This is a genomic window from Citrobacter sp. Ce006, from assembly GCF_030336535.1.
GTDB lineage: Bacteria > Pseudomonadota > Gammaproteobacteria > Enterobacterales > Enterobacteriaceae > Citrobacter > Citrobacter europaeus.
Genome location: NZ_JAOWDO010000072.1, coordinates 647802 through 662598, shown reverse-complemented (window position 1 = coordinate 662598; position 14797 = coordinate 647802). Strand labels below are relative to the sequence as shown.

Sequence of the window (14797 nt, the reverse complement as noted above, 5' to 3'; positions counted from 1 at the left end):
AATTGTACTCTACCAGCGTTTTGCTGCTAGCTTATCACTGTCGCGGGCATCAACCCAGCGCTCACCTTCCGGCGTAGCCTCGCGCTTCCAGAACGGCGCGCGAGTTTTCAGGTAATCCATAATGAACTGCCCGGCATCAAACGCGCTGCTGCGATGCGCACTGGTCACGCCAACAAAAACGATTTCGTCACCCGGCCACAGTTCGCCAATGCGATGAATTACCGTCACCCGACCCAGCGGCCAGCGCGAACGCGCCTCGTCGACAATCTCCGCCAGTGCTTTTTCAGTCATTCCCGGATAGTGTTCCAGCGTTAACGCCCGCACGCTATCACCGAGATTGTGATTGCGTACTTTACCGGTGAAAGTGACGACCGCGCCGTCTTCATCACGCTCGGCCAGCCAGGGATACTCATCCCCGACGCTGAACGGCGCAGGGCCAACAACAATTCGCGTTTCAGCCATCTTAGCCTCCGGTTACCGGCGGGAAGAAAGCCACTTCGTCACCCGCGTTAAGGGGATGGTCAAAACTGACCAGCGTCTGGTTTACCGCCGCCAGCAGCTTACCGTCTTCCAGGGCCAGCGCCCAGCGATCGCTTTGCGCTGCCAGATGCTGGCGCAGGGCTTCTACCGTTGCAAACCCGGCAGCAACCTCTAACGCATCCGTGTTCACCAGTTCCCGTACCTGAGCAAAGAAAAGAACCTTAATCATGCGCATCCACCTTAAAATCGCCCGATTTTCCGCCGCTTTTTGCCAGCAGACGCACCGGCCCAATCACCATATCCTTTTGCACCGCTTTGCACATATCGTAGATGGTCAACGCCGCTACGGAGGCCGCCGTTAACGCTTCCATTTCAACGCCGGTTTTACCGGTCAAGCGACACAGCGTTTCAATACGTACGCGGTTATGTTCCGGTTCAGCGTGCAGATTGACTTCAACCTTGCTCAGCATCAGCGGATGACACAACGGGATAAGATCCCAGGTGCGTTTGGCAGCCTGGATACCGGCAATACGCGCCGTGGCAAAAACGTCGCCCTTATGGTGGCTGCCGTCGATAATCATCGCCAGCGTTTCGCTACGCATGGTCACGAATGCTTCTGCACGCGCCTCGCGTACGGTTTCCGCCTTGGCGGAGACATCCACCATATGCGCTTCGCCAGCGGCGTTAATATGAGTCAGTTGCGACATACTTATTTCTTCAAATGTGGGTGGAAATTACACGGACGCGTACGGGCATCGAGCTGCGGCGCAATGATATTTTCCCAGGCGGTACGACACGCTTTCGTCGACCCCGGCATGGCGAAAATCAGCGTTTTATTGGCTACTCCGGCAATCGCCCGGGATTGCAGCGTCGCGGTGCCAATCTCTTCAAACGACAGCATACGGAATACTTCACCAAACCCTTCGACTTCTCTGTCGAACAGCGGCTGCAGCGCTTCTGGCGCCTGGTCCCCTTCGGTTAACCCGGTGCCGCCGGTAATAAGCACCACCTGTACATCGTCACTGGCAATCCAGGCAGAAACCTGGGCACGGATGGCGTAGCGGTTCTCTTTGACAATCGCCTTGTCGACAATCTGATGACCCGCTTCTTGCGCCGAGTCACGCAGATAATGGCCGGAGGTATCATCCTCTTCGCCGCGACGGCTTGAAACGGTAAGAATAGCAATGCGTGTCGGGATAAATTCAGCGCTTACCTGACTCATGAAAAACTCCTTTTAGCGATCAGCCGCCAATGTAAGATAAGTTTTGCGTAATACCGGTATTGTTCTGATGCAGGAAATGGGTCTGCTTTTTCTCCAGCAGCGCGGCTGAAATGCGTTCTTCCAGCGCTGGCTGCTGAGCGTCGTTTTCCAGCAAATCTCGCAGGCTTACGCCGCCTTCACCGAATAAACACAGATGAAGCTTGCCGACAGATGAAACGCGCAGACGGTTGCAGGTGGCGCAGAAGTCTTTCTCATAAGGCATGATCAGACCAATTTCGCCGGCATAGTCAGGATGACAGAAAACCTGAGCCGGGCCGTCGCTGCGCTGTCGAATCTGGTGGATCCAGCCGCGACGCAGCAGCTCATCGCGCAGTACCTGGCCTGAAATATGGTGTTTACGGAAGAGAGAACTGCCCTCGCCCGTTTCCATCAGTTCAATAAAGCGCAGTTGGATAGGACGGGGCTGAACCCACGCCAGGAAGGTGTCCAGTTGATGATGATTCACGTCGCGCATCAGCACGGTGTTGACTTTCACTTTTTCAAAACCGGCTTCAAAGGCGGCGTCAATGCCCGCCATCACCTGCTGAAATTTGTCCTGCCCGGTAATGGCGTGAAACTGGCGGGCATCGAGGCTGTCGACGCTGACGTTAAGCGCGGTCAGTCCGGCATCGCGCCAGGCAGCAGCATCGCGCGCCAGACGATAACCATTGGTGGTTACCGCAATCTGACGGATGGCGTCGTTTTCGCGCACGGCGGCGATAATGTCAGTGAAGTCGCGACGAAGAGACGGTTCGCCCCCCGTCAGACGCACTTTTTCCGTTCCCAGGCTGGCGAATGCGCGCGTAACGCGGCGAATTTCATCAACGGTCAGAAAGCCGTTATTGGTGACCCCACCGGGCTTATAGCCATCCGGCAGGCAGTAGGTGCAACGAAAGTTACACACATCGGTAATCGACAAACGTAAGTAGTAAAACTTACGTGCGAAAGCATCGGTAAGTTGAGAGCCCATGTACACCTTTCCAAATACGGGAGACGTAGTCATTTCTTCCTGCGCCCTGGTGACAAACTTTTTCAAGTATTGTCACGGCCAAAGCACCGTATCATTTGACCCAGGTGCAGAGGCTAGAGTGTTTATACTCGTCATACTTCGTGTTGCAGATGCGTTGGCTTTCGGCAACTCAAATTATTTAGAGTACTTAGTGGTTATGCCGATACTAGCGTGTAAATGACGTTTTTGCCATGTACACTTTCGCTATATAAATACATACATAACGACATGATCGTGCAATTTCGCTACAGAATAAGCAAAAACCACAGTTTTGCATTGATATACATCATCTTGCCGTCAGGTGGATCTCGTCAGAAAGGAGTAGATGGCAGAAAAAAATTACGGCAGATGTCGACTGGATAATTGCTGAAAACACGCTATTTACGTTACTGTAGCGCCGATTAATTGATATCAGGAAAATTTATGCGCACTCGCACGCTGGCAGATCTGGACCGCGTTGTCGCTCTCGGCGGAGGGCATGGACTGGGACGCGTTCTCTCCTCTCTTTCCCCTTTAGGTTCGCGCCTGACGGGTATCGTCACCACGACCGATAACGGCGGGTCGACAGGTCGTATTCGCCGCTCTGAAGGCGGGATTGCCTGGGGAGACATGCGTAACTGTCTGAACCAGTTAATCACTCAACCCAGCGTTGCATCCGCCATGTTTGAGTATCGTTTTGGCGGTAATGGCGAACTTTCTGGGCATAACCTCGGAAACCTGATGTTAAAGGCGCTCGATCACCTCAGCGTGCGGCCTCTGGAGGCTATTAATTTAATTCGTAGTCTGCTGAAAGTTGACGCGCATTTAATTCCGATGTCGGAGCTGCCGGTAGATCTGATGGCTATCGACGATCAGGGGCATGAAGTTTATGGCGAAGTGAATATCGATCAGCTTACCATCCCACCTCAGGAACTGATGCTGTCGCCAAAAGTTCCCACCACGCGGGAGGCGGTAGAAGCTATCGCCGAAGCGGATTTGATTCTGATAGGTCCCGGCAGTTTTTACACCAGCCTGATGCCGCTCCTGCTGCTCGACGAACTGGCGCAGGCATTACGTCGCACTCCCGCTCCGATGGTGTACATCGGCAATCTGGGCCGCGAGTTAAGCCTGCCAGCAGCCGGCCTGACACTTAACGATAAGCTGGCAATCATTGAACAGTATGTTGGCAGAAAAGTGATTGATGCGGTGGTTGTGGGCCCGAAAGTAGATGTATCCACCGTTTCCGACCGCGTGGTTATTCAGGAGGTGCTGGAAGCCAGCGATATTCCCTACCGCCATGACCGCCAGCTATTGCACAACGCGCTGGAGAAAGCGGTACAGGCGTTAGGTTGAACGTATTTGCCTGATGCGCTGCGCTTATCAGGCCAACAAACGCGATCTATCCTGTAGGCCGGATAAGGGGTTTACCCCACATCCGGTCCCCCTCTTAGGATGCCGCAATAAACAACTCGCGCAGTTGATGCAACTGGTCGCGGATCGTCGCTGCCTCTTCAAATTCGAGATTCTGCGCGTGCTGCATCATCTGCCCTTCCAGCTCGTGAATCTTCTGCTGCAGCGCTTTTGGCGTCATATCCAGCTCGACAACTTCAGACTTCGCGCCTGCGCGTGACTTCCCTTTGCCTTTCGCTTTGGTCTTCGCGATATTCTGACCCAACGCCAGAATATCGACCACTTTCTTGTTCAGGCCCTGCGGCGTAATACCGTGTTCTTCGTTGTAGAGTTGCTGTTTCTCACGACGACGTTCGGTTTCACCAATCGCTTTGGCCATTGAGGCGGTAATTTTATCGCCGTAGAGAATCGCCTTACCGTTGATATTACGCGCCGCACGACCGATGGTCTGGATAAGCGAACGTTCAGAACGCAGGAACCCTTCTTTGTCTGCGTCCAGAATCGCCACCAGTGAGACCTCAGGCATGTCCAGACCCTCACGTAACAGGTTGATACCCACCAGCACGTCAAACTCACCCAGACGCAGGTCACGAATGATTTCCATACGTTCCACGGTATCGATGTCAGAGTGCAAATAACGCACCCGTTCACCGTGCTCTTCGAGGTACTCGGTGAGATCCTCCGCCATCCGTTTGGTGAGCGTGGTGACCAGCACACGTTCGTTAATCGCCGCACGAATGCGGATCTCAGACAGCAGATCGTCGACCTGCGTCGCCACCGGACGCACCTCAATAACCGGATCCAGCAGGCCGGTCGGTCGTACGACCTGATCGACCACTTCATCACCGGATTTCTCCAGCTCATAGTTGCCCGGTGTCGCTGAGACGTAGATAGTCTGCGGTGCCAACGCCTCGAACTCTTCAAATTTAAGCGGACGGTTATCCAGCGCCGACGGCAGACGGAAACCGTACTCGACCAGGGTCTCTTTACGCGCCCGGTCACCGCGGTACATGCCGCCAATTTGCGGAATAGTGACGTGGGATTCGTCCACCACCAGCAGGCCATCGGCAGGCAGGTAATCAAACAGCGTCGGCGGCGGCTCGCCGGGGCCACGCCCGGAGAGATAGCGGGAATAGTTTTCAATCCCCGAGCAGTAACCCAGCTCGTTCATCATTTCCAGATCGAACTGCGTACGCTGGCTGAGCCGCTGCTCTTCGAGCAGTTTGTTATTTGCCAGCAGAATTTTACGCCGCTCTGCCAGTTCAACTTTGATTTCTTCCATCGCCTGCACGATACGTTCACGCGGCGTCACATAGTGCGTTTTAGGATAAATGGTGTAGCGCGAAATAGTGGATTCGACCTGCCCGGTTAACGGGTCAAACAGCGATAAACGTTCGACCTCTTCATCAAACAGTTCCACACGCAGCGCGATGTCGTCGGATTCTGCCGGGAAAATGTCGATCACTTCACCGCGCACGCGGAAGGTTCCGCGCTGGAATGCCTGATCGTTGCGGGTATACTGCAGTTCCGCCAGGCGGCGCAGGATCGCGCGCTGGTCGATAATCATCCCCACCGTCAGATGCAGCATCATTTTCAGATACAGATCCGGGTCACCCAGACCATAGATAGCGGAAACCGACGCCACAACAACGACGTCACGACGTTCCAGTAGCGCTTTGGTCGCCGACAGACGCATCTGCTCAATGTGTTCGTTGACCGAGGCATCCTTCTCGATGAAGGTGTCAGAACTTGGCACGTAGGCTTCCGGCTGATAATAGTCGTAGTAGGAGACGAAATACTCAACCGCGTTATCCGGGAAGAATTCTTTCATCTCTCCATACAGCTGCGCGGCAAGCGTCTTATTGGGCGCCAGCACCATGGTAGGACGCTGCAAGTCCGCAATCACGTTAGCGATGGTGAATGTCTTCCCCGACCCTGTCACCCCCAGCAGCGTCTGATGCGCCAGACCATCCTCCAGCCCTTCTTCCAGACGACGAATTGCCTCAGGCTGATCGCCAGAGGGTTTAAAAGCGGAATTTAGTTTGAACGGTTTACTCATGAGCAGCTACCTGAAGCAATGGGCGGGCAGGTGTGTAATTTTACTCGCAGTGGTATATTTTGCCAGTAAAATATACTGGATGAAAAAACAGTAACGCGCCATAATATTTCTGATACGCCATCAGAACGGCCGTGACGGGCGGCTAAAATTTGGCCTCAGGCGAGATAAAACACCAGTAAAAATGCGTTATCCCCAAAGCAATGACTTTTTTAACATTTGTCAAGCCACTCGATGAAAGTTTTGTGGCAACGCATGACACTTCTGCGACAGCCATTGATTTTATCTAACATCCTGTAATTTAATGACTATTATCCCGAGCCGTCTTTCGCACCAATTTAGTCGCAGGCCGCGTCTTCTCTCGCTTACATTGTGTTTTCTAACTCTAATACACAAGGTTATCCACAGGAATAGTGGATAACTGCCTCCAGCCCGTATGGACTGTAGCCTGGCAAAAACGCCCTTACTCCCTTTTCCGGTGGCATAAAAAAAAATTATCGCTATTTTTTGATATTTATCAGCTAACGAAGCGGCCTGGAATGGCCGGGATCTTGCTCGCATTTTCATCATTTTCCTGCCTGCACCATCACGGCACCGCCAGGCACTGGTAATGTGCACAAAACAGCGCTCTCCTTCTGACAAACCAGATATTTCGACCCACTTAGCATGTTATCCCATTGTTTTTGTCCCGAAGCCCTCTTCTGGCAAGAGAATTGCAGTTTTCTTCCGACGACCTGTCCGTGTGCCGGATAACATCATGATGGAGAAATCTATGTTGAGTCTTCGCGCAGTGAATCACTATTACGGCAATCAGCACTCATTGTGGGATGTGGATCTCGACCTGCTGCCCGGCAAATGTACCGGCGTGCTGGGGCTTCCGGGGATGGGAAAGACTACGCTGGCCAATTGCATCATCGGCAACCTACCGATCGAAAGCGGCACCATGTTCTGGCATCAGGCAGGCGCGCCGCCACGCGACCTGAGTCCGATCCCGGCGGCAAATCGTATTGCGCTGGGTATTAACTCCGTTTCACAAGAAAGACGGATTTTTTCGCAACTGACGGTCGAGGAAAATCTGCATATTGCCCGCCAGGCTGTTGAAGAAAGCGAAACGATGAACAGCAGCGATATTTACCGCCTGTTTCCACAGCTGTTTGTACTACGTCAGGCCAAAGGAGCGGCATTATCAGAGGATAATCAGCACCAGCTTGCGCTCGCCAGCGCGCTGGTCACACGCCCTCGCCTGCTGATCCTCGATGAGCCCACGCGAGGCAGTGGCCAGGCGTATATCCACAAGTTGGGAAACCTGATTGTGAGGCTAAGCCAGGAGCTTGGCATCGCCATTATGCTCGCGGAGCAGAGCCTGCCGTTTATTCGTCGGGTCGCCGACTGCTACTGCTTGTTACACCGGGGGCGCAACGTGGCTCAGGGGGAAATAACACCGTTCGGCGACCCGTTAATCAATGACTGGGGGACGCCAGAGATAAAACGCTAAGATCGATATAACGCCCTGTCGATGCCTGCTCCGGCTCTTCTGCCAGCCAGGGAATTTCCCCCAGCATTGGAGCCGCAAGTACACGTCTGAGCGTTGCCATATATTCAGCATGACGCTTGCCGGGTGGCGTCACATCATTGGCAACCCATCCGGCAAGCTTCAGTCCGGCCTGCTGCACCGCCTGGGCGGTCAGCATAGCGTGGTTGATGCACCCGAGCTTAACGCCAACCACCAGAATCACCGGCAGTTGCTCTGCTGTTACCCAGTCAGCAAAACTCAGCGTTGGCGAAAGCGGCGTAAACCACCCGCCAGCGCCCTCCACCAGCACCCACTCAGCCTGCTCTTCCAGCGCGCGTAAACCTGCAGACATCACTGAGGCCTGAATCGGGCGGCCTTCGTCAGCGCTGATGATATGCGGTGAGGTAGGTTCTGCGAAGGTATAGGGGTTGATAGCCGCATAATCTACCGGCACAACGCTGTTGCGCTGTAATGCCAGGGCATCGCTATTACGCAGACCTTCAGTCGTCATTTCACTGCCTGACGCCACGGGTTTATAACCAACGGTTCGTAACCCCAGCTGTCCCGCCGCCTGAAGCAGCGCACAGCTGGCGATAGTTTTACCCACCTCGGTATCCGTCCCGGTGACAAAATAGGTGTTAGTCACGTTGAATCACTCCCAAAAATAGTTGATAAGTCAGCGGATATTTCCCCTGCTGACAGGGCCAGGCTAGCTGTAGCTGACGCAACTGCGAACGGGTAAGCACGCGCTGCTCGCGTCCATCATGCAAATGCGTCGCGCCGATGCCTTTTAGCGAGCGCATGGCGCTCAGCGCATCATCAAACCACAGCGTGACGGCATGAGACTGGTATTCCGCATCCCAGCCATGCAGCGCGTTTTCCAGTTGTTCCACGGGCAAAAAACGGTTGGCATGCTCCCGATCGTCAACCGCCTGCCAGGCCTGACGAAGCTCCGGCATTGAACCCTGCGCCAGAGTACTAAACGCCACCACCCCGCAAGGGCGCACCACACGGTAAAGCTCGCTTAATGCGCCTCGAAAGTCGCTGCACCACTGTACGGCCAGATTGCTCCAGGCCAGGTCGAAAGTACCGGCGGCCTGCGGAATGGCTTCGATATCCGCCAGCAGATAGCGGTGGGCGACATCATGACGCTGCGCTTGCGTCAGCATTTGCGCCGACAGATCCAGCGCGCAGACCTCGCTCCCCTGCTCCCGCCAGTAACGACTCATACGTCCTGGCCCACAGCCCGCATCCAGTACCTGAGAGAACACCCGACCATCGAGTCGCGCCAGTAACGCATCGGCGCTCTGACGCTGAAGCTCAGCGTGTTGCTCATAGTGCGTGGCCGCACGACCAAACGCCGCGGCAATCGCCTGCTTATTGATCTGCGCCATGCAGCACCTCCAGTAAGCTGTCGATATCCTGGGCTTCATGCGCCTGAGTCAGCGTAAGCCGCAGCCTGGCCGTACCCGCCGGCACCGTCGGTGGACGAATCGCCGTCACCCAGCATCCCTGTTGCCGTAACGTCTGTGCCAGTTGCAAGGCCTTATGGTTATCGCCAACGATCAGCGGCTGAATAGCGCTGTCTGAATGCGCCAGCGTTAAGTCCGGCGTATTAATCCCAGCACGAAAACGCTGGATCAGCATCGCCAGCTTTTCTCTGCGCTCATCGCCTTCGCGGCTGCGGATCACCGCCAGCGCGGCGCGCAAGGCCTGAGCCTGTGCCGGGGGCATACTGGTGCTGTAGATCAGATGCCGGGCAAACTGCAGCAGATAATCGGCTACGCTATCGGAACACAGGATTGCTGCGCCGCTAACGCCAAACCCTTTGCCAAACGTCACCACTAACAGCTCAGGTTTTACCTGCTGTCGAGAGCAGGAGCCGCGCCCTTCCTCGCCGCACACGCCGATCCCGTGTGCGTCATCCACCAGCAGCCACGCGTTATGCCGTTTCGCCACCGCGTGAATTTCAGCCAGCGGCGCGCTGTCGCCGTCCATGCTGAACACGCCTTCAGTCACCACGAGCTGCTGCCCCGGACAGGGAGTAGTCAGCAGACGCTCCAGATGTTGCGAGTCGTTATGGGTAAAGCGACGTAACACGGCGGGGCTAAGGCTGGCAGCTTCCAGCAGCGAAGCATGGCTGAGCCGGTCTGCAACAATCCGATCCTCTTTTCCCATCAATGCGGCAATGACCGCCTGATTAGCGGCATAACCGGAGATAAACAGCAGCGCCCGGGAGTAGCCGAGCCACTGCGCCAGCTCTTCTTCCAGTGCCTGATGAGCAACGGAATAACCGCTGACATGGCCCGAGCCGCCGCTACCGACGCCAAAACGCTCAGCACCCTGCTGCCACGCGCAGATAATCTGCGGATGGTGGCTCAAGCCAAGGTAGTCGTTGCTGGAGAAATTCAGATACTGGCGACCATCAGCCTGCAGCCAGCGACCGGCGCCCTGCGTCACCGCATAGCGCTGACGCCACGCATCAGCACGACGACGCGCCGTTAGCGCATCGTCTATTTTTTGCTGCCAGGTCATACGGTTGCCGCGTTGTAGTAATCGTCAGTATCCGGAGTACGCAGCGCCTGCTCCAGGCGTTGCTGCTGTTCGTTATCGCCCGCCAGTACCGCCGTTTGCTGCGGATTAAGGCCCAGCTTGCGAAACAACAGTAAATCTTTGTCTTCGTTCGGATTGGGTGTAGTAAGCAGTTTGCAGCCGTAGAAAATCGAGTTGGCCCCGGCCATAAAGCACATTGCCTGGGTTTGTTCGTTCATTTGCTCGCGCCCGGCAGAAAGACGCACGTACGAGGTCGGCATCATGATGCGCGCCACGGCAATAGTACGAATGAAATCAAAGGCATCTACGTCGTCATTATCGGCGAGCGGCGTGCCCTTCACTTTTACCAGCATATTGATCGGCACGCTTTCCGGCGGCGTCGGCAGATTAGCTAATTGCAGCAGTAAACCCGCGCGATCGGTCACCGTTTCCCCCAGCCCCACAATTCCGCCGGAACAGACTTTAATGCCCGCCTCACGCACTTTATCCAGCGTATCCAGGCGCTCCTGGTACGAACGAGTGGTGATAATATTGCCGTAGAATTCCGGCGAGGTGTCGAGGTTGTGGTTGTAGTAGTCCAGACCCGCATTGGCCAGGCGCTGGGCCTGAGTTTCGTCCAGCGTGCCCAGCGTCATACAGGCTTCCAGCCCCAACGCTTTCACGCCCTGAACCATCTGTTCCAGGTAAGGCATATCGCGTTCGTGAGGGTTCTTCCACGCCGCGCCCATGCAAAACCGCGTTGAACCGGCCTGTTTCGCCTTACGCGCCGAGTCCAGTACCTGTTCAACCTCCATCAAACGCTCCGTTTCCAGACCGGTTTTATAGCGGGAACTTTGCGGGCAGTATTTGCAGTCCTCCGGGCAAGCGCCGGTCTTAATCGACAGCAGCGTACTGACCTGAACCTGCTGCGGATCGAAGTGCTGGCGATGAACCTGCTGCGCTTCAAATAGCAGATCCAGCAGCGGTTTTTGAAATAATTCGGTGACTTGCGACATTGTCCAGCGAGAAGAATGAGCCATATTGGTATACGTTTCGTTGTTAGTTTGGTGTAGACTCGTAAACCTAAATCTTTTTAATTTGGTTTACAAGTCGATTATGACAACGGACGATCTTGCGTTTGACCAACGCCATATCTGGCACCCTTACACCTCCATGACCTCCCCGCTGCCGGTTTATCCGGTGGCGCGTGCCGAAGGCTGTGAATTGATTTTAGCCAGCGGTGAGAAGCTGATTGACGGCATGTCGTCCTGGTGGGCGGCTATCCACGGTTACAATCACCCACAGCTGAACGCCGCGATGAAAACGCAGATTGATGCCATGTCGCATGTGATGTTTGGCGGCATTACCCATGCCCCGGCCATTGCGCTGTGCCGTCAGTTGGTGGCGATGACGCCAGAGGCGCTGGAGTGTGTTTTTCTCGCGGATTCAGGGTCGGTCGCCGTAGAAGTCGCAATGAAAATGGCGCTGCAATACTGGCAGGCTAAAGGCGAATCCCGTCAGCGTTTCCTGACGTTTCGTAACGGCTACCATGGCGATACCTTCGGCGCAATGTCGGTCTGCGATCCCGACAACTCGATGCACAGTCTGTGGAAGGGATATCTGCCGGAAAACCTGTTTGCACCCGCCCCGCAAAGCCGCATGGGCGGCGAGTGGGACGAACTGGATATGGTGCCTTTTGCCCGCCTGATGGCCGCGCATCGCCACGAGATTGCGGCGGTGATCCTTGAGCCAATCGTACAGGGCGCTGGCGGTATGCGGATGTATCATCCCGAATGGTTAAAGCGCATCCGTAAAATGTGCGACCGTGAAGGGATCCTGCTGATTGCCGATGAAATCGCCACCGGATTTGGCCGTACAGGTAAGCTGTTTGCCTGCGAGCACGCCGACATCACTCCGGACATTTTGTGCCTGGGTAAAGCGTTAACCGGTGGGACAATGACTCTTTCAGCAACCCTGACCACGCGTCAGGTCGCAGAAACCATCAGCAACGGCGAAGCGGGCTGCTTCATGCACGGCCCAACCTTTATGGGCAATCCGCTGGCCTGCGCCGTCGCCTCCGCCAGCCTGTCATTACTCGAAACCGGCGAGTGGCGCTCGCAGGTCGCGGCCATTGAAGCGCAGCTGCGGGCAGAACTTGCCCCGGCGGCGGATTCCAGTTGGGTAGCGGACGTACGCGTACTCGGCGCCATCGGCGTCATCGAAACCACCCATCCGGTGAATATGGCGGCGTTACAGAAGTTCTTTGTCGAACAGGGCGTCTGGGTACGACCATTTGGTAAACTGATTTATCTGATGCCGCCGTACATTATCAAGCCCGATCAGTTGCGTCGCCTGACCCTGGCCGTGAACGAGGCTGTGCGCAGTGCAACATTTTTTAGCGATTAATCAGCGGTAAGCTCCACGGTTTCTGGCTACACTTTTTGGCTAACGAGAGGAGTCAGCATGAAACTAATCAGTAACGATCTGCGCGATGGCGATAAGCTTGGACATCGCCACGTCTTTAACGGCATGGGGTATGACGGGGATAATATTTCCCCACATCTGGCGTGGGATGACGTGCCCGCAGGAACCAAAAGCTTTGTCGTGACCTGCTTTGATCCTGATGCGCCAACTGGCTCCGGCTGGTGGCATTGGGTGGTGGTAAATCTGCCGGCTGATACCCGCGTACTGACGCAAGGATTCGGCTCCGGGCTGGTTGCAGTGCCGGATGGCGTGATTCAGACCCGTACGGATTTTGGTAAAGCCGGTTATGGTGGAGCAGCCCCGCCGAAGGGGGAAACCCATCGCTATATCTTCACGGTTCACGCGCTGGATGTGGAGCGTATTGATGTCGATGAAGACGCCAGCGGCGCGATGGTCGGATTTAACGTTCACTTCCATTCGCTCGCCAGCGCCTCGATTACGGCGATGTTTAGCTAAGCTTTGTTGTGCCGGATGTCGGCTTCGCCTCATCCGGCCTACAAAGCAGACAGTAGGCCTGATAAGATGCGTCAGCGTCGCCATCAGGCAATTTTCTACAGAAATTCAGGCAGCAATTTCAGCAACGCTCCTTGCGCTAACAGTTCGGTCGCGCACTCAATATCCGGGGCGAAAAAGCGGTCCTGGGTATAGTGGGCAACTTGTTCACGTAATGCCTGACGCGCCTGCTCCAGCAGCGGACTTGAGGTTAACCCTTCGCGCAGGTCGATCCCCTGGCACGCCGCCAGCCACTCCACGGCAATCACGCCGCGCGTATTCGCCGCCATCTCCCACAATCTGCGACCCGCCGCAGGCGCCATAGATACGTGATCTTCCTGGTTGGCGGAGGTCGGCAAGCTGTCCACGCTGTGCGGATGCGCCAGCGCTTTGTTCTCGCTCGCCAGCGCGGCGGCGGTTACCTGAGCAATCATAAAGCCGGAGTTAACCCCACCGTTTTTCACCAGAAACGGCGGCAACTGCGACATATGTTTGTCCATCATCAGCGCAATGCGCCGCTCTGATAACGCGCCGATTTCCGCAATCGCCAGCGCCAGGTTATCTGCCGCCATCGCCACCGGTTCGGCATGGAAGTTGCCGCCTGAAATCACATCGCCCTCTTCGGCAAACACCAGCGGGTTGTCGGAAACCGCGTTAGCTTCCACCAGCAGGACATCCAGAACCTGGCGCATTTGCGTCAGACACGCCCCCATCACCTGCGGCTGACAGCGCAGAGAATACGGATCCTGCACTTTTTCACAGTTATGATGCGACTGGGAAAGCGCGCTGGTGTCGGTCAACACATGGCGATAAAGTGCAGCGGCATCAATCTGCCCACGCTGTCCTCGCGCCGCATGAATGCGGGCATCAAACGGGCGGCGGGAACCGAGCACAGCTTCGGTGGTTAACGCTCCGCACACCGTCGCAGACGCGAACAGCTCCTGAGCTTCAATTAACCCGCGCAGGGCAAAGGCGGTGGACGCCTGAGTTCCGTTGAGCAGTGCCAGCCCTTCTTTCGCTTCCAGCGTTATCGGCTCCAGCCCGGCCTTTTTCAGCGCTTCGGTCGCCGGGAGCCATTCCCCCTGCCAGCGCGCTTTACCTTCACCCAGCAACGTCAGAGACATATGCGCCAGCGGGGCCAAATCGCCTGAAGCGCCCACCGATCCTTTCGCCGGGATCAGCGGATACACCTCAGCATTTACCAGCGCAATCAGCGCCTCAATCACGCTCAAGCGAATGCCGGAAAAACCACGCGCCAGGCTGTTGATTTTCAGCACCATAATCAGGCGAACCATCGCGTCGTCCAGCGCCTCGCCAACGCCTGCCGCATGGGAAAGCACCAGCGAACGCTGTAAATTCTGTAAATCTTCCGTGGCGATACGGGTTTGGGCCAGCAGGCCAAAGCCGGTATTAATGCCATATGCCGTACGGCCTTCAGCGACAATATTATTGACGCAGGCGACGCTGGCGTTGATAGCATCAATCGCTCCGGCATCCAGGCTCAGTTTAACCGGCTGCTGCCAGATGTCGCGTAGCTGGGTAAAACTCAGATGGCCCGGCGTGAGTGTCATGGCGTTCATA

15 protein-coding genes and 1 riboswitch are annotated in these 14797 nt (G+C 55.7%); of the genes, 4 read left to right on the top strand and 11 right to left on the bottom strand.

What is annotated here, in order from left to right; translation table 11 throughout:
• Positions 1–9: 9 nt before the first annotated feature.
• The 5 genes from moaE to moaA all read right to left on the bottom strand — a co-directional run bounded on the left by moaE (position 10) and on the right by moaA (position 2711).
• Positions 10–462, bottom strand: coding sequence for a molybdopterin synthase catalytic subunit MoaE (gene moaE, locus OGV94_RS17470; protein WP_043015678.1), 453 nt, complete (start codon positions 460–462; stop codon positions 10–12).
• 1 nt (position 463) lies between these two features.
• A complete protein-coding gene (gene moaD / locus OGV94_RS17465; protein WP_043015677.1) occupies positions 464–709 on the bottom strand; it encodes a molybdopterin synthase sulfur carrier subunit in 246 nt (81 codons plus the stop codon).
• Positions 702–1187: a cyclic pyranopterin monophosphate synthase MoaC gene (gene moaC, locus OGV94_RS17460; protein ID WP_003035188.1), complete on the bottom strand. Its 486-nt coding sequence runs from the start codon at positions 1185–1187 to the stop codon at positions 702–704. Before moaC ends, moaD begins: the two co-directional genes overlap by 8 nt.
• Before the next feature lie 2 nt (positions 1188–1189).
• On the bottom strand, positions 1190–1702 hold the full coding sequence (moaB, locus tag OGV94_RS17455; protein WP_043015676.1) for a molybdenum cofactor biosynthesis protein B: 513 nt from the start codon (positions 1700–1702) through the stop codon (positions 1190–1192).
• A gap of 19 nt (positions 1703–1721) precedes the next feature.
• Entirely contained in the window at positions 1722–2711 is a 990-nt protein-coding gene (gene moaA, locus OGV94_RS17450) for a GTP 3',8-cyclase MoaA (RefSeq protein WP_043015675.1), read from the bottom strand.
• Positions 2699–2844, bottom strand: a riboswitch (molybdenum cofactor riboswitch). Its footprint overlaps the gene before it by 13 nt.
• 329 nt (positions 2845–3173) lie before the next feature.
• On the opposite strand from moaA, the gene yvcK reads away from it, so the two are divergent.
• The gene (gene yvcK / locus OGV94_RS17445) at positions 3174–4082 is read left to right on the top strand and encodes a uridine diphosphate-N-acetylglucosamine-binding protein YvcK (protein ID WP_043015674.1); all 909 of its coding nucleotides are present in this window, start codon (positions 3174–3176) and stop codon (positions 4080–4082) included.
• 94 nt (positions 4083–4176) lie between these two features.
• Here the strand turns inward: yvcK and uvrB are convergent, their stop codons facing one another.
• Complete coding sequence (gene uvrB, locus OGV94_RS17440) at positions 4177–6198, bottom strand: excinuclease ABC subunit UvrB (protein ID WP_075144956.1); 2022 nt, start codon at positions 6196–6198, stop codon at positions 4177–4179.
• A 769-nt stretch (positions 6199–6967) separates the two neighbouring features.
• Here uvrB and OGV94_RS17435 point away from each other — a divergent pair.
• The gene (locus OGV94_RS17435) at positions 6968–7690 is read left to right on the top strand and encodes an ABC transporter ATP-binding protein (protein ID WP_043015671.1); all 723 of its coding nucleotides are present in this window, start codon (positions 6968–6970) and stop codon (positions 7688–7690) included.
• Here the strand turns inward: OGV94_RS17435 and bioD are convergent.
• Genes bioD through bioB form a run of 4 tightly spaced genes read right to left on the bottom strand, consistent with a single transcriptional unit; the run spans position 7656 to position 11280 of the window.
• The gene (gene bioD / locus OGV94_RS17430; protein ID WP_047412497.1) at positions 7656–8354 is read right to left on the bottom strand and encodes a dethiobiotin synthase; all 699 of its coding nucleotides are present in this window, start codon (positions 8352–8354) and stop codon (positions 7656–7658) included. The genes OGV94_RS17435 and bioD overlap by 35 nt on opposite strands.
• Positions 8347–9102 carry a malonyl-ACP O-methyltransferase BioC gene (gene bioC / locus OGV94_RS17425; RefSeq protein WP_047412500.1) on the bottom strand — a complete coding sequence of 252 codons (756 nt, stop codon included), beginning with the start codon at positions 9100–9102 and terminating at the stop codon, positions 8347–8349. Before bioC ends, bioD begins: the two co-directional genes overlap by 8 nt.
• Positions 9086–10243 carry an 8-amino-7-oxononanoate synthase gene (gene bioF, locus OGV94_RS17420; protein WP_286523869.1) on the bottom strand — a complete coding sequence of 386 codons (1158 nt, stop codon included), beginning with the start codon at positions 10241–10243 and terminating at the stop codon, positions 9086–9088. Before bioF ends, bioC begins: the two co-directional genes overlap by 17 nt.
• Positions 10240–11280 carry a biotin synthase BioB gene (gene bioB, locus OGV94_RS17415; protein ID WP_043015667.1) on the bottom strand — a complete coding sequence of 347 codons (1041 nt, stop codon included), beginning with the start codon at positions 11278–11280 and terminating at the stop codon, positions 10240–10242. Before bioB ends, bioF begins: the two co-directional genes overlap by 4 nt.
• Before the next feature lie 76 nt (positions 11281–11356).
• Here bioB and bioA point away from each other — a divergent pair, with 76 nt between their 5' ends.
• Positions 11357–12646 (top strand): adenosylmethionine--8-amino-7-oxononanoate transaminase, encoded by a 1290-nt coding sequence (gene bioA, locus OGV94_RS17410; protein ID WP_126956699.1) that lies wholly within the window; start codon positions 11357–11359, stop codon positions 12644–12646.
• A gap of 57 nt (positions 12647–12703) precedes the next feature.
• On the top strand, positions 12704–13180 hold the full coding sequence (locus OGV94_RS17405) for a kinase inhibitor (RefSeq protein ID WP_043015665.1): 477 nt from the start codon (positions 12704–12706) through the stop codon (positions 13178–13180).
• A gap of 95 nt (positions 13181–13275) precedes the next feature.
• Here OGV94_RS17405 and hutH read toward each other — a convergent pair whose 3' ends face one another.
• Positions 13276–14796, bottom strand: coding sequence for a histidine ammonia-lyase (gene hutH / locus OGV94_RS17400; RefSeq protein WP_075144959.1), 1521 nt, complete (start codon positions 14794–14796; stop codon positions 13276–13278).
• Position 14797 lies beyond the last annotated feature (1 nt).